Below are 19,108 nucleotides of genomic sequence, written 5' to 3' on the forward strand. Positions count from 1 at the left end.
AATAAAATAACATGACATTTCAAGAAATCAACGATCGCATTATTGCTTTAGCTGCTCAAAAAGGCGGTCAAGGCGTTTCATTTAAATTTGCATTCCCAGGTGGAATCATTGTCGTAGGAGGGGATGGTTCCGTTTCAAATGAAAACTTAGATTCAGATTGCACCATCTCAACAACTGAGGAAACATTCACCTCCATTTTAAATGGAGAATTGAACTCGATGATGGCCGTAATGACGGGTAAAGTAAAAATCTCTGGCGATATGTCTGTCGCGATGAAATTGACGAATTTACTGTAATACATGAATTTTAGCGACACGATTGTAGCCTTAGCGACGCCCGCAGGGGTAGGAGCGATCGGGGTGATACGTCTTTCAGGGGATCGAGCGATCGATATCGTGAATGCCGTTTTTAAGCCCAAAGATCTATCCATCCAAGCATCTCATACGATTCATTATGGTCGTATTGAGTCTGCTGGTCGTGTCTATGACGAGGTAGTCGCTAGTTTATACATTGCTCCCCGTTCCTATACGAAGGAAAACGTGGTCGAAATTTCGTGCCACGGATCCCCTTTCATCCAAGAGAGTATCTTGCAATTGTTTGTAGAACAGGGGGCTCGCTTCGCTCGCCCCGGCGAATTTACCCAGCGCGCTTTCCTAAATGGAGCCTTCGACCTAGCCCAAGCCGAAGCGGTAGCAGACGTCATCGCCGCCGATTCTGCCGCTGCACAAAATGCTGCTTTGCATCAATTACGCGGTGGTTTTTCGAAGGAATTAGCTGCGTTACGGGAAGAATTAATCCATTTCGCTTCCCTAATCGAACTCGAATTAGACTTTGGTGAAGAAGATGTTGAATTCGCTGATCGCAAAGATTTAGAAGCACTGGTTAATCAATTATTAACCAATATCCGTCCGTTGGTTTCCAGCTTTAGAGCCGGAAATGCGGTGAAGAATGGAGTTGCCACGGTAATTGTGGGTAAACCCAATGCAGGTAAATCGACCTTATTAAATGCCTTATTGAACGAGGATCGTGCTATTGTCTCTGACATTGCTGGAACAACCCGCGATTCCCTCGAGGACGAGTGGACCTTAGGTGGAATCAAATTCCGCTTAGTGGATACGGCCGGCTTAAGAGAAACGAGTGATGTGATTGAAGCGCTGGGAGTGGAGCGAACACAAGCTTGGGTGAAGAAAGCGCAGGTGGTCATTTATATGGCAGATGCCACTTCTGAAACGCCAGCTGGTCTCGCGGCCGGCGTGGAAGCCCTCGGTTCACTTGAGATTCCCGTGATTAAGTTGTTAAACAAAGTAGATCAAATTTCTGATCTATCTGCATTTAAATCGGCTATCCATGATTTAATTCCCATCTCCGCTAAGAACCGCGACGGACTGAACGACCTCGAAACCGCCTTGTTAAACGTAGTCGGTTTAGATCAAGTAAGCACGAATGGCACTTTGGTGACGAATTTGCGTCATTACCAGCAGTTATTGCAAACGCAAGAAACTTTAGAAGGCGTCCTTAACGCTTTGCAAACGGGTTTAACAGGTGATCTCATCGCGCAAGACCTTCGTTATGCCTTACACCATTTAGGTGAGATAACTGGGCAGATTTCGAATGACGATTTGCTGAAGAATATCTTTGGCAAGTTTTGTATAGGTAAATAATTTCTGCGTAGCAGAAATTATTTACTAAAGCATAAAGAACAAAGCAAAAAGCACAAAGGTTGTTTCGCCTGCGGCGATGCTATTTAGATTAGAGAGAGGAGATTATAGAGTAGAGATATAAAGCAAAGACCAAAGTTCAAAGATCAAAGTTGGAACCGCCTGCGGCGATGCTATTTTAAATTAGAGATAAGAGAGTATAGATAATAGATAGAGATTCCTACTTACCATTCGTAAAAAATATGTCGTAGGCCATTTTTAAGAATGGTAAGTAGAAATCGGCCATTTTCAAATGGGATTTCGAAATAGTTCAAGTTTTTCTAAAACAAATCACGAAACTGAAACCCGTTAGTCAATCTCTCCTTCCCCAACTTCTGATACTCTGCCAGCGCCCACAACACAAATTCCTTTAAGAAAAGGATATCCTCTTTCGCATAATCCGGCTGGTATTTCTTGATCAATTCATTCAATGGCTTAATTTCATTCAAAGTCGAAGCATAGTCAGCTGCATTACATTCATCATACAATACCACGCCACCTTCTGCATAAATAGCCTCCATTAATGTAGCATAAGGACTTTCTTCAATCTTCTTAGATAGCTTTTCGATCTTCGGGAAAAGGCCTGGGAAGAAAGATTTGATGGCAGAACCGATCAGTTGTTCAGCTACGGAAGCTGCGCCTTCTTGCTCTCCCTCATAGACTAATTCTACTTTACCCGTGATGGCAGGGATTATGCCCATGAAGTCTGCCAAACGTACGGTTGTCGATTTCTCGCGGTTTAACAGGGCACGTCTTTCCGCTGTACTCACTAAACTCTCAAGCATGGAAATACTCATACGCGCGCTGACGCCACTTTTGGTATCAATATATTCACTTTCTCTCGCCTCAAAAATGATTTGCTCTAATAAATCATAGGCTAAATTTGGGACATAAACTCGATCAGATTGAGCTGCATTTATGCGTGCTTCTTGAGAAGATATTTTGCGTGCAATCGCAATCGTTTCTGGGTAATGGGTCAAAATTTGAGAACCAATACGGTCTTTCAAAGGCGTCACAATACTTCCTCTGTTCGTATAATCTTCCGGGTTCGCCGTAAAGATGAATTGAAGATCTAGAGGTAAACGCAATTTGAAACCACGGATTTGGATATCGCCCTCTTGTAAAATGTTGAATAAGGCTACCTGGATACGTGCCTGTAAATCAGGAATCTCGTTAATGACAAAGATGCAGCGATTTGCTCTGGGGATCATTCCAAAGTGAATCACCCGGTCATCTGCATACGATAATTTCAAATTCGCCGCCTTGATCGGATCCACATCACCAATTAAATCGGCCACCGTTACATCTGGCGTCGCTAATTTTTCCGCAAAACGATCCGAACGGTGCAACCACGCAATCGGTGTCGCATCTCCTTGAGCAGCGATTAAATCGATAGCGAATCTAGAAATAGGAGCTAAAGGATCATCATTAATCTCCGAACCAGCCACGTAGGGGATATACTCGTCTAAAAGATTGATCATTAAACGAGCCAAACGTGTTTTTGCCTGACCGCGTAAACCCAATAAATTGATATTATGGCGAGACAAGATTGCGCGCTCTAATTCTGGAATAACGGAGTTTTCAAAACCGTGAACACCCTCGAAAACGGTCGTTCCCGCCTCCATGTGTTTAATCAAGTTGTCTCTTAATTCGTCTTTAATCGATTTGCTTATGTAGCCTGAGGCCTTTAATTCGCCTAAATTGTGGATCATCTTATTTGAGTCTTTTCTTTCTATTCGTTTCGTAATCTTGGAAAATCATTTCCCCTAAGCCCTTCAAGCCTGTGTAAAAGGCTTTTCCCTGGTTTGCTTCGGTAAATTTGTCCACAAATTGCTGCAGGTAGGAATCCCTGGCAATCATAAAGGTGGTAATGGGAATGTGTAATTTACGTGCCTGCGCCGCCTGCGTGTAACATTTCTCTGTCACATAAGGGTCAAGGCCATTGCTATTCATGTAATACGTACCATCTTTTTCCCGAACACAGCTCGGTTTTCCGTCGGTAATCATAAAAATCTGTTTGTTGGTATTTCGCTTTCTACGAAGAATATCCATCGCTAATTGCAGTCCTGCCACCGTATTCGTATGGTAAGGCCCCACTTTTAAATAGGGGATATCCTTTATCGAAATGCTCCAGGCATCGTTTCCGAAGACCAGAATGTCGATGGTATCTTTTGGGTAGCGGGTCGTGATGAGTTCTGCCAAAGCCATCGCCACTTTCTTCGCTGGAGTTATCCGATCCTCACCATACAGAATCATCGAGTGGCTGATATCGATCATCAACACGGTACTCATCTGAGATTTGTATTGCGTGTCTTCCACGACTAAATCATTCTCAGTTAATTCGAATTCACCTATACCGTTATTGATTTGGGCATTTTTTAGACTCTCCGTGAGGGAGATTTTCTCTAGACTATCGCCAAAATGATAGGATCTAAATTCCCCCGTCATTTCATCCCCTTGGCCAGATGCTTTAGTCTTGTGATTGCCAGATCCACTTTTATTTAAGTTTCCGAAAATATTCTCTAGCGCCGTTTGGCGAATGGCTCGCTCTGTTTTGGCCGTAATCCCCATCCCAGAACCTCCATTCTCATCGATTTCCTCGCGTATATAACCTTTGGCCTTTAAATCCTCAATGAAATCCTCAATCGTGTAATTTTCATCCGTCAGCTCGTATTCCTTATCTAATTCGCGCAACCACTCGATTGCCTCATCAAAATCTCCCGACGTATGTGTGATTAATTCCTTAAAAATCCCGAAAAGCTTATCAAAAGGGGAGATGCTTTTCTCCTCGAACTCCTTAAAATAAAATCCCTTTTTATTCATGTCTTTTAAACCCAGCTAACGCTTTAATTGTTCAAATAAACGACTAAATTTGACAAAATGAGCGAACAAATTATTTCTATTCGGTTTTTATCCTTTGAAGGCTTCTCAAACAAGCGCTTCGCCTTCGCAGAAATGGGTCGCTCATTCGTCCTTAAATGGGAATCAGACGGCCTTTCTTTCGCAAAACACTTAGGTGTAGGCGCAGGAAACGGTTTTTCTGTTTGGCCTGATTTTTCCACTTATGCTTTCTTAGGCGTTTTTGATAATCAAGCAGCTTCTGACCATTTTTTCGATACGAACGAACGTTGGCTTAGTCTTTCCGCCCGTTCATCTGCTACGAGAGGCTATGATGCCGTTGCCATCAAAGGCCATGGAACGTGGAATGGATCGAATCCTTTTTCGATCGTTGAAGATCCCGGAAATGGCCCCCTTTTAGTGATGACGCGCGCTAGTATTGTGTGGTATAAATCCCCTATTTTCTGGTTCTATGTCTCCCACGCGAGTAAATACCTAGAAAATCGGGCTGGTTTATTGTTTGCCAAAGGCGTGGGCGAACTTCCCCTCATCGAACAAGCGACACTAAGTCTTTGGGACTCGTCAGAAAACCTGGATGCTTTTGCTTATAAAAGTAAGGAACACGCGCCCATGATCAAGAAGACGAGGACGATTGGGTGGTATTCGGAGGAAATGTTTACGAGGTTTCGCGTGGTAGCTACTATTTAAAGCATAAAGCATAAAGCACAAAGAATAAATATGGAATCAAAAAAGGGATCGAATTTCGACCCCTTTTTTGATAGTATGTTTAATACTTCACGAATTCATCGCCGTAGGCGAATCCATCTTTATTCTTTATGCTTTGTGCTCTATTCTTTGCAATTCGTTAATAAAAAAAGGGCCTAAGCCCTTTTTTTATTAACGAATTGCTTCAATCCCCCTCGTCCTCGTCCGGATCCTGATCGCATCCTGCACATCATACACGAAGATTTTGCCATCTCCCACGTTGCCTTCTGAGGCGTTGTCTAGGATGACATCAATGCATTTTTCGAGGTTTTCGTCGCTAACGACGCAGATGATCATCACCTTTGGCAATAAAATCATTGACTTCTCCGTACCGCGGTATATTTCTGAATATCCTTGCTGTAAACCGGCTCCACGAACGGGAACTACGGTCATACAAGGGATGTCGGCATCGATCAAGCCTTTCTGAATAGTTTTTAATTTCGATGGTTTTACAATGGCTTCTACCTTTTTCATATCGTGTTTATTTAGCTATTATTCAAAAGTTGTGTATGCTTCTACCCCAAATTCAACGGCATCAATACCTGCCGATTCTGCTTTGTGACTTAAACGAATTCCAATCGTCTTTTTCAATGTCATGAAGATGGCATAGGTTAGTACAAAAGAGAAAACACTGATGACTGACACTCCAATTAATTGTGTAATAAATTGTTCGCTTTCGCCGGTGATGAATAGACCATTCTTTTGGGAGAATAGACCCACGGCAATCGTTCCAAAGAAACCGTTCACCCCATGTACCGCCACGGCACCCACTGGATCATCTACTTTCATTTTATCCACAACCACCACGGCGATATCCACAATGGTACCCGCGATGAAACCGATAATTAAAGCTGAATCAGGGCTAACCACGTTGCAACCAGCTGTTATAGCCACTAAACCGGCTAAAACACCATTGATTACCATAGTGATATCCACTTTTTTGTAGCGCATGAAGGTGTATAACATTGTAGCCATTCCACCTGCAGCTGAAGCTAAGAAGGTATTAGTGGCAACGGATCCGATTAGATCCCATTTGCCTACAGCTCCTAAAGTGGAGCCTGGGTTAAACCCGAACCAACCGAACCAAAGAATGAAAGCTCCTACGGCCGATAAAGTTAAATTATGACCAGGGATGGCATTAGCCGTTCCGTCTTCGTTGTATTTTCCTAAGCGGGGTCCTAAAACGATCGCACCAGCTAAGGCAGCAAAACCGCCCATCGCGTGAATGGCGGCTGAACCTGCGAAGTCGTTAAATCCGCGAAGGGCTAACCAACCGTTCGGGTTCCAAACCCAATTGGCTGCTAATGGATATAAAACGGCGCTGAAGATGACTACATAAACAGCATAGGCCCACATTTTCATTCTTTCCGCCACACCGCCAGAAACAATAGAGATAGCTGCTACGGCAAAGCCCATTTGGATGAACCAGAATAGTGAATTTGAGATGGTTAATCCTAGACCTAGATCACCGTCCATTATTCCGGTGTCGAAAGCCCAGTAGCCATTGGATTTGCCATAGGCAATTCCAAATCCGACTAAATAGAAAGCAACTCCGCCAAAGATGATGTCGATCATCACTTTGGCAATAATACTGATGGCATTTTTAGAACGGACGAATCCTGCTTCTAAAAGAGCAAATCCTCCTTCCATCTGGAAAATAAGAGCGGCGCATAGGGCCACCCAAACAGTGTCAATAGCGTGTGTGAGTTCCACTTGCTGAGCAGCAAGCGTGGCAGTTTCATTCATGGTTTTGTGTTTTGTATATAATGCTTGTATGCAAAAATAAAAAACGATTTGGAATATTCTGCATTTTGGTGGAACTTTAAACGAATCAAAAACCTATCTGATGAAGAAAATTTTCACCCTCTTTTTTTTAAGTGTAACCAGTATTTCACTTGCACAAATTCCATCGATTATCCCGATTCCATCTCAGGCGGTTTATCCGGCTGGCAAATTCATTCTACCTGCTGCCATTTCTATTTCTGGTCCGTCTGATTCCCAATTAAAAGTGGGCTATGCGACTTTGGTAAGTAAACTAAAAAAGGCAACGGGTCGTGCGGTTACCCTTAAATCATCGGGAGCTGCTTTCATACAGATGCAATTAGTGAACAATGCAAAATTAGGTGCAGAGGGATATGATTTGCAGGTAAATGCAAAAGGGGTTACGATCAAGGCGAATAAGTCAGCGGGTTTGTTCTATGGAATCCAAACCTTAGTCCAGTTATTACCTAAAGAGATTGAATCTAAAACGGTCGCTAAAGGAGTGAATTGGACGATTCCATTTGCTCAAATTACGGATACCCCACGCTTCGCTTGGCGTGGCCAAATGTTCGATGTCTCGCGTCACTTCTTTACGAAAGAAGAGGTAAAGCAATTCATCGATGATATGGTAGAATACAAATACAACATTTTACATTTCCATTTAACAGACGATGAAGGCTGGAGAATCGAGATTAAATCGTATCCTAATTTGACGAAGAAAGGAGCCTTTAATGTGAAGAAAGTGGGTCGTTTCACTACTTTTTCGAAGCCTGAACCAGATGAACCGCGTAATTATGGCGGTTTTTATACCCAAGAAGATATCAAGGAATTGGTAAAATACGGACAGGATCGTTTCGTGAATATCGTTCCAGAGGTGGATGTTCCAGGTCACTCGATGGCGGCGATTGCGTCTTATCCTGAACTTTCTTGTACGCCAGGAGCTGATAAATATGAAGTTATTTCTGGTGAGCCATTCATCGATTGGTCACATGATCATCCAGAGGCATTATTAGACAATACGCTATGTCCTGCAAATGAGAAAGTATATACTTTCTTAGATAAGGTGATGGGTGAGGTGGCTAGTCTTTTTCCGTATGAATACATCCACATGGGAGGCGATGAGTGCCCTAAAAACTACTGGGACAACAATCCGGAGATTTTGGCTTTAAGAGCTCGGGAGGGATTGAAAAATTCGCAAGAGGTGCAGGCGTATTTTGTACGTCGTTTAGAGAAGATTATTACGTCCAAAGGTAAGCGCATGTTAGGCTGGGATGAGATTTTAGAGGGCGGGGGATTGCCTAAGGCAACAGCGGTGATGTCTTGGCGCGGCATCGCAGGTGGAGTGGAAGCGGCAAAATTAGGTCACGAAGTGGTCATGACGCCTAATAACCAGGTGTATGTGGATTTAATGCAAGGTGATCGTGCAATCGAGCCGCCGGTATACAAAACAGTTCGCTTAAGTGATTCTTATGCCTTTAATCCGGTTCCGGATGGTGTGGATGCGAAATTAGTCAAGGGTGGACAAGCGAATTTGTGGTCAGAGCAATTGTTCAATTACCGCCATTTGCAGTACATGATGTATCCAAGAGCTTTAGCCATTTCTGAGTCTTTGTGGTCTCCAAATGAAAACAAAAACTGGGATAATTTCATAGGACGCGTGGAAGATCATATGGCACGTTTTGACGTAGCAGATAAGAAATATGCACCTTCTATGTATGAGGCGATTGTGAATGTGACAAAGAATGCGAAAGGAGAATTGTTTGTAGAATTAAAGAATGAAATCTCTGGATTAAAGATTCACTACAGTTTCGATAATTCGTATCCTGATAACCATTATCCGGTTGCATCAGGTGTAGTAGCGGTACCCAAGGACGCTGAATTGATGCGCATCGTATCGTATCGCGGTTCGAAGATGATGGGCCGTACGATGAACATTACGCGTGCTGATCTAGAAAAAAGAGCTAAATAATGCTTTTAAACCTTATTTTAAGTTTATTTTTATCCGTAGGGGTGCCCAATATTTCGGGCGCCTCTTCTGCTTCTACGACTAACTATCTTTCCGTAAAAAAAGGATATGTAATGTCCTATAATGGGGTGGAAGGGCGTGCGAATTGGGTGGGGTGGACATTGAAATCCAGTGATATAGGATCTGTAGATCGATCGAATCGTTTTATGCAAGACGAGTCTTTTCCACGTGGATTTAAGATCGTGGATGAAAAGGATTATTCTCATTCTGGTTATGACAGAGGGCATTTATGTAATTCTGAAGATAGAACTGCCGCGCAATACCTGAATGAAGAGACTTTCCTCATGTCTAATATGATACCTCAGACGCCTGAGTTAAATCGTGGGCCATACAAGATGCTTGAGGAATATTGCCGCAAATTAGCAGTCAAGAGAGGCTTGCAACTCTTAATTTATTCCGGCGGAATAGGGTCAAAAGGTCGGCTCGGCTCAGGTGTAATCGTACCCGCCTTTTGTTGGAAGGTCGTGTATACACCAGACAGAATCTGGTGTATATTATTTCCAAATGAACGAGTTTTGAACAAAAACTGGCAGACTTATTCGGTTTCTTTAGAAACTTTAGAAAAGATGACAGGCTTTCATTTTCCGCGCAAACTAGCGCAGCATATAAATCGCTAGCTTTTTAGCGGCTAAGAAATTCTCGTATTCAAGTGGCGTTCTACGGTTATTCGTGTATTCGGTGTACAACCAAGGATCACCCAGCGCAAATACTTTCCCTTTGCCTACTTTAGCGGTTGCCATCACCACATGACCTAGGTGATTCACTAATGGCTTCGCGTTTCCACTTAATTTTAACGTTGTAATCTCTTTGATATAGACCTTTTTAATCGGGTCAAAAATCTCGTTACCAGCCGGAATTAACACCGCACCTTGTTCCCAGTTACGACCTTGAACAAAATTTAAATTAGGTGCGACGAATTCGATGCCGAAACGTTTAGCCAAAATATTAAATTGTGGTATCTCACAGTTTGTTGTATCGTTTGCTAATAGAATCAAATTACCGCCTGCCTTTACCCAGGCCTCGATTTCATCCGCCGCTTTAGCCGTCATGAAATTAGGTTTCGCTGTTTCCTTGTGGCTATCTGGATCCACGATGATGTAAACCGATGCACCTTTCAAGTTCTCCCGCGTAGGGGATATGCCCAAGGTATCTAAGCTAGTTCCTAATTGCTCGAATTGGATTCCCCATTGGTTGAAACCGGAGTCCTTGCGATCTTCCCAGGTATAGTGGAAACGATTGCCATTTTTTGTCTCGTGGTTAAAGAAATAGTCTAAGACTACTTTTTTGCCAGCGCCTAACGGCAATTCTTTGGCAATTTCCATCTCTAAAGAGGCTAAAATAAATGGCCCCACGCCCTTTAAATCATCTGTTCGCAATGGCTCACTCAAATAATAGTCATACGATCCATCGCGGTAAGGTACTCCACCTAAGCCGCCTACAGTGACCGTTTTTTCTAAATGAATGTAACCCGCTGCATCTTTTGTGATGAATTCTTTCAGGATTCCTGCATAGCCTTTTTCTGCGTTTTTGCGGAATGAAGCAGGTAAATACCCTTTTCTAACACCCTTCGCGAAGGCATAAACGAACATATTTGACGCAGATGCTTCGAAATAGTTACCTTTTTTACCTGGATAACCCGGTAGCTGATACCAAACGCCTGAAGTAGGATCTTGGATCTTCGCGATGGCAGCAGATAATTGATTTAATTGTTGAATTAAGATGCTTCTAGATGGATGATTCTTAGGCATGTAATCTAACACATCCACTAAAGCCATCACATACCAGCCCATAGACCTACCCCAAAAATTAGGGGAATGTCCGTTTGTCTTATTCGCCCAAGGCTGCGCTTTGGCCTGATCGTAGGCGTGGAATAAAAGGCCTGTTTTAGCGTCAATTGCCCCTTTATACATCAATTGGAACTGTTTGATGATATCAGCCCAGTTATCTTGTTTTGTGATTTGTCCGTATTCAGCATAAAATGGCTCTAGCATGTAAAGTCCGTCTAACCACATTTGGTTCGGGTATCTTTTTTTATGCCAAAATCCGCCGTCCGCATCCCTCGGTTGCGCCGAAATCTGCTTTCTCAACAAATCAGCAGCTTTTTTGTATCGCTCGTCCCCTAATTCTTGGTACAGATACAAGAGCATACGTCCTGTGGTGATGTTATCCGAATTAAATTCGTCGAAATGGTAGGTGCGAATATTTCCATTCGCATCGACGAAACTATCGATGTTCTTTTTAATGTAGTTGAAATAGGTGGCGTCCCCCGTTCTTTGGTACACATGTTCCAAAGCTTTCAATACCAGTCCTTGCTCATAATCCCAACCCGCTGGCTTCCCCACTTTCACGGTGATGGAATCTGGATGCGTGTGCATAATGGACTTGGCCATTAGCTCGGAATAGTTTTGGGCACTCACCGCGGTACTTAGCCCGAATAAAAGAACAATCAGTTTTTTCATATTAGCGTAAATCAGAAATTTCGGCAAAATCCATATCCGTATAATCCTTATTCTCACCCGCCATTCCCCAGATAAAGGAATAGTTCTTCGTCCCCGATCCACTGTGAATCGACCACGGTGGCGAAATAACAGCTTGGTGATTATGTACCCAAATGTGCTTCGTCTCCGTCGTTTCGCCCATCAAATGCAATACAGCATGACCTGGCGTCACATCAAAATATAAATACGCTTCCATTCGGCGATCATGTACGTGTGCCGGCATGGTATTCCAAACAGAACCCGGTTCTAAAATTGTCAAGCCCATCACTAATTGACAGGATTGAATGCCTTCATTGTGAATGTATTTATAAATAGTGCGGTGATTCGATGTCTCTAAACTTCCTAAAACAACGGTTGTTACCTGTTCGCGATCTAATTTTGCGTTCGGATAAGTTGCGTGTGCTGGGGAAGATAATAAATAGAATTGGGCAGGATTTTCACTCGAAGAAGAACTGAAACTTACCTCTTTCACGCCACGGCCTACATAAACAGCACCTAATTTATCGATGGTAAATGACTCTCCATCTGCTGTCACCGTACCTTTTCCACCCACATTGATGATGCCTAATTCACGTCTTTCTAGGAAGAAATTAGCTTTTAATTTATCTGGGTTCGGAAGACTTAATGTTTTTGATACCGGCATCGCGCCACCGATGATCATGCGATCATAAATGGTGTAGGTTAATTTAATTTCATCGGCTTGAAAGATGGTTGAGATTAAGAAATTATCTCTGATCTCTTGATTCGTAAAGGTGGAAACTTCCTTTCTGCTCGCCTCAAATCTGTAGTCCATTCGTTTAGTTTTTTCTATTTGTTTGTGATGTAAAGCGCTTTTGCGCCTAATTCTACTGTATATTTACACGTTTTATGCCAAAAGAGTTCCCACATACCCTCGCTCAATTTCTTAATTCTGTCGGTTTTCAATCGACATCGGATGGCTTGTGGTATCATGAGTCATCAAATGTACGGGTAAATGCAATGCCAGGAGAAAGTCAACTGGGAGATATCTGTATTTGGGAAGATCAATGGTTGTCGCGTCGTGCATCTATCGAAAAACTATTGCTAGCACGGGTGAAGTCTTTACGATCCGTTTTTGCCCGGGATACCCGAATCGTGCAAATAGATGCGGAGACGGCAAGGGAATTTTTAGATAAAGAACACGTGAAAGGCTTTTTAAAGGGCTCTAGTTATTTTGGCTGCATCGTTCCACCGCATCGGGTTTTTCGTGGAATTGAAAGTTCTTATGTATTTGAGGGTCATCCTTTACTGGCAGTGGCTGTTTTTGGCAAATCATTGGTAATGAAAGAGCCGGGTTTAGAAGGCTGCTTATCTGGTGAACTCACTGAAATTGCCACTTTATCTAGCATTCGCCTGGTAGGAGGTTTGACGAAATTCTTGCAGGCATACAAAGATTTACATCCTGAAACCCACAATGTGATGACCTACGTGGACAAGGAATGGAATACGGGCAAAGGTTTTTTGTCAGTTGGATTTACTAAAATAGGGGAGACGGCACCCATTCAGCTAGGTGATCGAATGAATAAAGGAAATTTGAAATTACGTTATGTCTACTGATCAGAAGCTCATCGTATTATTAGGCCCCACGGCGAGTGGTAAAACGGCTTTAGCCGTGGAACTAGCGTGCGCGCTAGATGGGGAAATCATTTCAGCAGACTCCCGCCAAATTTACCGACGCCTCGACATAGGCACCGGAAAAGACTTAAAAGAATATGGATTCATTCCGTATCACCTCATCGATAGCCACGAAATAGGAGAGACCTTCTCCGTAGCGCACTTCCAAAAAGCTGCTTTTGATGCGATTAATGACGTTTTTGCCCGTGGTAAGCAGCCCATACTTTGTGGTGGAACCGGTTTATATATCGAATCCTTGTTAGCGAATTATCAATTCTCCCATGTACCTCATTTCTTGTCAGAGCCACTGGATATTCAATTTAAGTATACAGTCTTTGGCCTAAATCCATCGACCGACTCACGCAGAGAGAAGATATCGAAACGATTTCAAGCCCGGCTGAAAGAGGGAATGCTTGCGGAGGTACAGCAACTTTTATTCGATGGCGTTCATCCCCAGGAATTGCGTTGGATGGGTTTAGAATATAAATGGATGGTTAATTTTGTGGAAGGCTTGATTTTGCGTGACGAATTTGAAAAAGGCCTTGAATCAGCAATTCATCAGTTTGCCAAACGTCAAATGACCTATTTTAGGAAAATGGAACGTGCTGGGATTGCTATTAACTGGATTCCAGATGAGCTTGATTTTCAAGCCAAAAGAGATTTTATCTTGAATATTATCTAAAATTTTAGAGGTAGGTATTGCAAAATGTGGAAAAACGCCTTACTTTTGCAATCTCTTAAGGAGACAGAGAGTTGGCAGAGTGGTCGATTGCGGCAGTCTTGAAAACTGTTGACTGTTACAGGTCCGGGGGTTCGAATCCCTCACTCTCTACCAGAGCGAAAAGCGAAACGAAAGTTTCGCTTTTTTTTGTTTCAGGTCATTTAATTAAATTTCGGAATGAAATTATACCTCGTACCTACTCCCATTGGGAATTTAGAAGATATCACGTTGCGTGCCATTCGGGTGCTTGGCGAGGTGGATGGTATATTAGCCGAAGACACGCGTAATTCAGGGCAATTATTGAAGCACCTTAATATCTCCAAACCCTTATATTCTCATCATGCTCATAACGAACATATGGGTGTTCCGGGTGTGATAAAGATGTTAAAGGAAGGCAAATCATTAGCCCTCATCTCCGATGCGGGTACGCCTGGTATTTCTGATCCAGGGTATCTTTTAGTGAAGGCTTGTGTGGACAATGGGATCGAAGTAGAATCTTTACCTGGTGCAACAGCCTTTGTTCCAGCCCTAGTTAATTCTGGTTTTCCGACGGATCGTTTCGTGTACGAGGGTTTTTTGCCTCACAAAAAAGGGCGTCAAACGCGTTGGAAAGCATTAGCTGAAGAGGAAAGAACCATCGTTCTATACGAATCTCCGCATCGTTTAGTAAAGGCTTTGGAGCAAATTGTTGAATTTATCTCGGCTGATCGCTTAGTGATGGTTGGGCGTGAAATAAGTAAACTACACGAGCAGATGGTTCGAGGGACAGCTACGGAAGTTTTAGCCTATTTCGTGGCTCACCCGGATAAAGTGCGAGGTGAAATTGTGATTGTTATTGCTGGAAAATAGATGAAAAAGATCCTTTTATTCTTGTTGATTTCGTTAGCTGCAAAGGCGCAATTGAGCTCAAAAGCTGAAGTGGTTTTAGTGACAGTTGCCCCGGGTAAAGAATTGCATTCCGCTTTTGGCCATACTATACTTTGGATAAATGATTCCTCGAACGGTATTGATCGCGCCTATAGTTATGGGACTTTTGATTTTAGAACGGAGAATTTCTATCTAAAATTTTTGATGGGGACCTTACCCTATACGATCTCTGTCCATTCTATGCGGGATGAGTTTGAATACAATGCGCAGTACGAGAAACGCGGGATGATTGCCCAAAAACTGCAACTCGATTCTCTTCAAAAAAATGCCATTTTTCAGGCTTTAGAAAACAACTTATTGCCAGAAAATAGAGAATATGCCTACAAATTCTTCTATGATAATTGCTCCACACGTATTCGGGATATGATCGAGCGTAATGCTCCGGGTAAATATGCTTGGAAGCAGGCTCCTAACCTAGAAGGCAAATCTTACCGCGATTGGATGAACAACTATTTAGCACCTAATTCCTGGGTGACCTTGGGTATGAATTTAGCCTTAGGCGTCCCTTCAAACGTGAAGGCAACTGCCTCTCAATCGTGTTACTTGCCTGATAATTTAGCGTCTGCTACGAATCTTGCCAAAGGTTTGTCTGCTAATCCGGTGACTTTATTCGAAGCGGATGCCTCTGTGGTGGCACCTTTTGATTTTACAGGACCCTATGTGATTTTAAGTATTTTGTCACTGCTGGTGGGATTCTTTTCGTTTAAAGTGAAATTTCCGTATGCAGCCGATGTGGCTCTTTTCTCCGTGATTGGAGTGTTAGCCTGGTTCATTTTCTTCTTAGGTACAGCTACAAATCACGAAGTGATGGCATGGAATCCTGCTTCGTTGATGCTGTTTCCATTTAATTTTCCATTGGTGTTTTGGTTTGCAAAGAACCCATTGAAATGGAAAAAGTACTTACAGATTATCAGCGTTTTGTGTTTAATCGGTCTCATTTGGTCAGGAATGCAATTCACACCTGTGGTTTTAATTGGTTTACCTATTTTTATCCGAGTTTGCTATTTATCGTTCATCAAAAAATAATGCGTTATATCTTACTCTTTATCTCCTTTTGTAGTTTTTCTCAAGAGGTATTCAAACCATTAGAACCTCAAAAGGAATTTAAGCCCTTGAAGATTGAGCGTTCCTTAAAAGCGGATGGCCATCTGGATGAATTGGAATGGTCGAATGCACCATCGGTGAATTTAGATTTTCAAGTTGAGCCCAATCAGGGTCAAAAAGCATCCTTCAATTCAACCGTTAAACTGCTTTATAATCAGCAATTCCTATATGTGGCGGCTATCTCAAAAGATAGTCTGGGTAAAAATAGCTACCGCGCTCCTAATTTGAAGCGGGATTATATGTTCGTTGAAAATGATCTTTTTGGAATTGCGATTGATGGATTTAATGACAAACGCAATGCGATTGTATTACAATCTAATGCGTATGGTGCTCAAAGGGATTTGCTTGCCTTTGATGACCGACAATTTGATATTGACTGGGATGGATTGTACCGGGTGAGAACACATCGGTCAGATTCCTCCTGGGTAGCTGAGTTTGCGATTCCTTGGCAAACTTTACGCTATCCTAAAACAGAAGAAAACAAATCCCAAGATTGGGGGATTAATTTTTTTAGGGTACGTCGATCGAGTAATGAATTGACGGTTTGGTCACCTCACCCGCGTTCCATGAGTCCATTGCGAATGGATTATGCCGGAAAATTAACGGGGATTATTCCTCCACCGCCTACCTCCACGAATATTCGATTTATTCCCTATTTATTACAGGTTTCCAATAAGTCGGAGGGAACGGAAATAGGAAATGCTCAAGCTTCAGAATTTAAGGCAGGGGGTGAAATAAAATGGGCGATAAGTCCTACCTCGGTAGTGGATTTAACGTTTAATACGGATTTCGCTCAGGCAGACGTGGATAGGCAAGTAAATAATATTTCACGGTTCTCTGTTTTTTTTCCTGAAAGACGTCAATTCTTTTTAGAGAATGCCTCCCTTTTTTCAGCTGGTTTAGCTCCCATAAATGAGGTAGTGGGTGGATCGATGTACATACAACCCTTCTTTAGTCGAACGATTGGATTGGATGCAAATGTGAACCCGATTGCCATAACGGCCGGATCTCGTTTTGTGTATCGATCGGAAAATCGAAATATCGGTGGTATCTATATGCGACAAGGCGAGGGTGATGGAGATCCCTTTACGAATTTTTTTGTAGGACGTGTTTCTGAGAATTTTGGCAAACAAAATAGGATAGGAGTCATTGCTACGACTAAATCATCCCCTTCCTCTGTTCAATCTACCGGAGCAATTGATGCCTTTGTCCGTTTTAATGATAGGTTCTCTTTTAGTGGAATGGGGACGATGACACAAGATAGTCGGAGTGAAAGTCAAGGTTTTGCAGAATATGGTCAGTTTCTATATAAAGACAATTTGGTGACTTTATATTGGACGCATACGGTAGTTTCGGATCAATATAATCCGGCAATGGGATTTGTTTCGAGAAAAAATGTGATTTCAAATTCTCAAGGAATCGATTTTAATGTTAGAGCCAATTGGTTGCCTAAATTTGTTCGATTTTGGCAACCAGGAGTTTACACGGAAATTTACCATAGTTTAACGACGGGTAATATAGTGGAACAAAAATTGGTCTCTGGGCCTCTGTGGTTTAATCTGCAAAATGGGGGAATCATTGGTGGCTATATAGATGCGAGCGTTCAGAACTTGGAAGATTATTTTAATCCAGTGGGTATTCGAATTAAACCTGGTTCCTATAAGTATTTTAGACAGGGATTTTTGTTAGCTAGTGACCCGAGTGCAAAATATTCAGGATCTACAGAATACGGTTGGGGCGGCTTTTTTAACGGCACATTACAAATGATTGATTCTAAATTTCGTTTGGCCCCCATCCCACACATGAATGTAGGTTTAACATGGAATTGGAGTAAGTTTGAAGACGTGGGTGTGGCTCGTGAGACAAAAGAAGTTAATTTATTGATTTTGGAAACTCGTATGGCCATCAATCCGCGATTACAGTTGATTGGTTTTTACCAAAAAAATACCACGGATAATTTGAATTCTGTGAATATGCGTCTAGCCTGGGAATACCAGCCTTTATCCTATGTTTATCTGGTATTTAACTCCTTGAATTACCAAGGAACGGATAGCAGCCAGCAGAAGCAACAAAGTTTTTTAGCTAAATTGTCCTATCTAAAGCAATTTTAAGATGAAGATTGAATTACGCAGTGACACCTTTACCTTGCCCACAGCTGGAATGCGGGAGGCGATGTTTTCCGCTCCTTTAGGAGATGATGTTTTTGGAGAAGACCCTACGGTGAATGCCTTGGAGGAAAAAGTAGCTCGACTTTTTAACAAAGAGGCCGCGCTTTTCTGCGTTTCAGGAACTCAATCGAATCAAATTGCCATTTCGGTTCATGTTTCCAAAGGCCAAGAGGTCATTTGCGATGAACTATCCCATATCTATTTATACGAAGGCGGCGGTATCATGGCGAATGCGGGAGCTTCCGTTAAATTATTGAAAGGCGATTTAGGTCGTTTAAACGTGCATCAAATAAAAGCGGCTATCTCTCCTGACGATATCCACGCCTGTGAAAGTCGATTAGTTAGTTTAGAGAATACAGTCAATAAAGGGGGAGGAAGCATCTATACTTCTGAGGCTGTGCAAGAAATTTCAGATTTTTGCCGTTCCGTTTCCATACCTCTTCATTTAGATGGAGCTCGGATTTTTAATGCACTTGTAGAGACTGGTCAAACGCCCGCTCAATTTGGTGGCTGGTTTGATACGATTTCCGTTTGCTTATCGAAAGGGTTAGGAGCTCCCATTGGCTCGGTGCTGTTAGGTTCAAAAGATTTCATTAAAAAAGCACGGCGAGTTAGAAAACGTTTAGGCGGTGGCTGGAGACAGGCCGGTTTATTAGCCGCAGCCGGTATTTATGCCCTAGACCATCAAGTGGATCGTTTGAAAGAAGATCATGCACGTGCTCGCGTAATTGCCTCCGTTTGCGAGAAACTTCCTTGGGTTAAATCCATTTTACCTGTTTCGACGAACATCGTTATTTTAGAATTACACGATGGAATTCCATCGGTTAATAAAGTGGCTGAATTAAAGGAAAAGGGTATCTATTGCGCTCCTTTTGGGCCTAGTTATGTGCGTTTTGTGACGCATTTAGGCTTTGATGATTCCGCACTTCAGGCATTTACGGAACGAATTTCTGAGTAAAATAAGCGCTTAC

At 42.5% G+C, this 19,108-nt stretch carries 17 protein-coding genes and 1 tRNA gene; 12 read left to right on the forward strand and 6 right to left on the reverse strand.

All coding sequences use genetic code 11. From position 1 onward, the window contains the following. Window positions 1-11: 11 nt before the first annotated feature. Together ACRZ9O_RS00720 and mnmE are read left to right on the forward strand one after the other, a co-directional pair. A complete protein-coding gene (locus ACRZ9O_RS00720; protein WP_459455403.1) occupies window positions 12-296 on the forward strand; it encodes an SCP2 sterol-binding domain-containing protein in 285 nt (94 codons plus the stop codon). Window positions 297-299: 3 nt separating this feature from the next. Continuing rightward, window positions 300-1,661 carry a tRNA uridine-5-carboxymethylaminomethyl(34) synthesis GTPase MnmE gene (gene mnmE / locus ACRZ9O_RS00725; RefSeq protein ID WP_459455405.1) on the forward strand — a complete coding sequence of 454 codons (1,362 nt, stop codon included), beginning with the start codon at window positions 300-302 and terminating at the stop codon, window positions 1,659-1,661. 317 nt (window positions 1,662-1,978) lie between these two features. Here the strand turns inward: mnmE and ACRZ9O_RS00730 are convergent, their stop codons facing one another. Together ACRZ9O_RS00730 and ACRZ9O_RS00735 are read right to left on the reverse strand one after the other, a co-directional pair. Continuing rightward, on the reverse strand, window positions 1,979-3,409 hold the full coding sequence (locus ACRZ9O_RS00730; RefSeq protein ID WP_459455407.1) for an AAA family ATPase: 1,431 nt from the start codon (window positions 3,407-3,409) through the stop codon (window positions 1,979-1,981). A gap of 1 nt (window position 3,410) precedes the next feature. Then, window positions 3,411-4,520: a vWA domain-containing protein gene (locus ACRZ9O_RS00735; RefSeq protein ID WP_459455409.1), complete on the reverse strand. Its 1,110-nt coding sequence runs from the start codon at window positions 4,518-4,520 to the stop codon at window positions 3,411-3,413. Window positions 4,521-4,577: 57 nt separating this feature from the next. On the opposite strand from ACRZ9O_RS00735, the gene ACRZ9O_RS00740 reads away from it, so the two are divergent. After that, window positions 4,578-5,243: a spheroidene monooxygenase gene (locus tag ACRZ9O_RS00740; protein WP_459455411.1), complete on the forward strand. Its 666-nt coding sequence runs from the start codon at window positions 4,578-4,580 to the stop codon at window positions 5,241-5,243. A 189-nt stretch (window positions 5,244-5,432) separates the two neighbouring features. On the opposite strand, the gene ACRZ9O_RS00745 is transcribed toward ACRZ9O_RS00740, so the two are convergent. Both ACRZ9O_RS00745 and ACRZ9O_RS00750 read right to left on the reverse strand, forming a co-directional pair. Continuing rightward, entirely contained in the window at window positions 5,433-5,774 is a 342-nt protein-coding gene (locus ACRZ9O_RS00745) for a P-II family nitrogen regulator (protein ID WP_459455413.1), read from the reverse strand. Between the two features lie 18 nt (window positions 5,775-5,792). Further along, entirely contained in the window at window positions 5,793-7,046 is a 1,254-nt protein-coding gene (locus ACRZ9O_RS00750) for an ammonium transporter (protein WP_459455415.1), read from the reverse strand. A 100-nt stretch (window positions 7,047-7,146) separates the two neighbouring features. Between ACRZ9O_RS00750 and ACRZ9O_RS00755 the strand changes: the two genes are divergently transcribed. Together ACRZ9O_RS00755 and ACRZ9O_RS00760 are read left to right on the forward strand one after the other, a co-directional pair. Further along, complete coding sequence (locus ACRZ9O_RS00755) at window positions 7,147-9,030, forward strand: beta-N-acetylhexosaminidase (protein ID WP_459455417.1); 1,884 nt, start codon at window positions 7,147-7,149, stop codon at window positions 9,028-9,030. Next, entirely contained in the window at window positions 9,030-9,704 is a 675-nt protein-coding gene (locus tag ACRZ9O_RS00760) for a DNA/RNA non-specific endonuclease (RefSeq protein WP_459455419.1), read from the forward strand. Before ACRZ9O_RS00755 ends, ACRZ9O_RS00760 begins: the two co-directional genes overlap by 1 nt. On the opposite strand, the gene ACRZ9O_RS00765 is transcribed toward ACRZ9O_RS00760, so the two are convergent. Further along, window positions 9,681-11,546 (reverse strand): glycoside hydrolase family 88 protein, encoded by a 1,866-nt coding sequence (locus ACRZ9O_RS00765; protein WP_459455421.1) that lies wholly within the window; start codon window positions 11,544-11,546, stop codon window positions 9,681-9,683. The two genes, ACRZ9O_RS00760 and ACRZ9O_RS00765, sit on opposite strands and share 24 nt — an antisense overlap. Window position 11,547: 1 nt before the next feature. Beyond that, window positions 11,548-12,378 carry a 5-dehydro-4-deoxy-D-glucuronate isomerase gene (gene kduI, locus ACRZ9O_RS00770; protein WP_459455423.1) on the reverse strand — a complete coding sequence of 277 codons (831 nt, stop codon included), beginning with the start codon at window positions 12,376-12,378 and terminating at the stop codon, window positions 11,548-11,550. A gap of 74 nt (window positions 12,379-12,452) precedes the next feature. Between kduI and ACRZ9O_RS00775 the strand changes: the two genes are divergently transcribed. The 7 genes from ACRZ9O_RS00775 (at window position 12,453) to ACRZ9O_RS00805 (ending at window position 19,095) form a co-directional block, all read left to right on the forward strand. Further along, on the forward strand, window positions 12,453-13,160 hold the full coding sequence (locus ACRZ9O_RS00775; RefSeq protein WP_459455425.1) for a hypothetical protein: 708 nt from the start codon (window positions 12,453-12,455) through the stop codon (window positions 13,158-13,160). Further along, entirely contained in the window at window positions 13,150-13,899 is a 750-nt protein-coding gene (locus ACRZ9O_RS00780; protein WP_459455427.1) for a tRNA (adenosine(37)-N6)-dimethylallyltransferase, read from the forward strand. The genes ACRZ9O_RS00775 and ACRZ9O_RS00780 overlap by 11 nt, the downstream gene beginning before the upstream one ends. Before the next feature lie 65 nt (window positions 13,900-13,964). Continuing rightward, window positions 13,965-14,052, forward strand: a tRNA-Ser gene (locus ACRZ9O_RS00785). 63 nt (window positions 14,053-14,115) lie between these two features. Further along, window positions 14,116-14,787: a 16S rRNA (cytidine(1402)-2'-O)-methyltransferase gene (rsmI, locus tag ACRZ9O_RS00790; RefSeq protein ID WP_459455430.1), complete on the forward strand. Its 672-nt coding sequence runs from the start codon at window positions 14,116-14,118 to the stop codon at window positions 14,785-14,787. Further along, window positions 14,788-15,891, forward strand: a complete 1,104-nt coding sequence (locus tag ACRZ9O_RS00795; RefSeq protein WP_459455432.1) for an Lnb N-terminal periplasmic domain-containing protein — start codon at window positions 14,788-14,790, stop codon at window positions 15,889-15,891. Continuing rightward, window positions 15,891-18,080: a carbohydrate binding family 9 domain-containing protein gene (locus ACRZ9O_RS00800; protein WP_459455434.1), complete on the forward strand. Its 2,190-nt coding sequence runs from the start codon at window positions 15,891-15,893 to the stop codon at window positions 18,078-18,080. The genes ACRZ9O_RS00795 and ACRZ9O_RS00800 overlap by 1 nt, the downstream gene beginning before the upstream one ends. Window position 18,081: 1 nt before the next feature. Next, window positions 18,082-19,095, forward strand: a complete 1,014-nt coding sequence (locus ACRZ9O_RS00805) for a threonine aldolase family protein (protein ID WP_459455436.1) — start codon at window positions 18,082-18,084, stop codon at window positions 19,093-19,095. Window positions 19,096-19,108 lie beyond the last annotated feature (13 nt).

It is taken from the genome of Aquirufa sp. HETE-40SA (genome assembly GCF_054558635.1).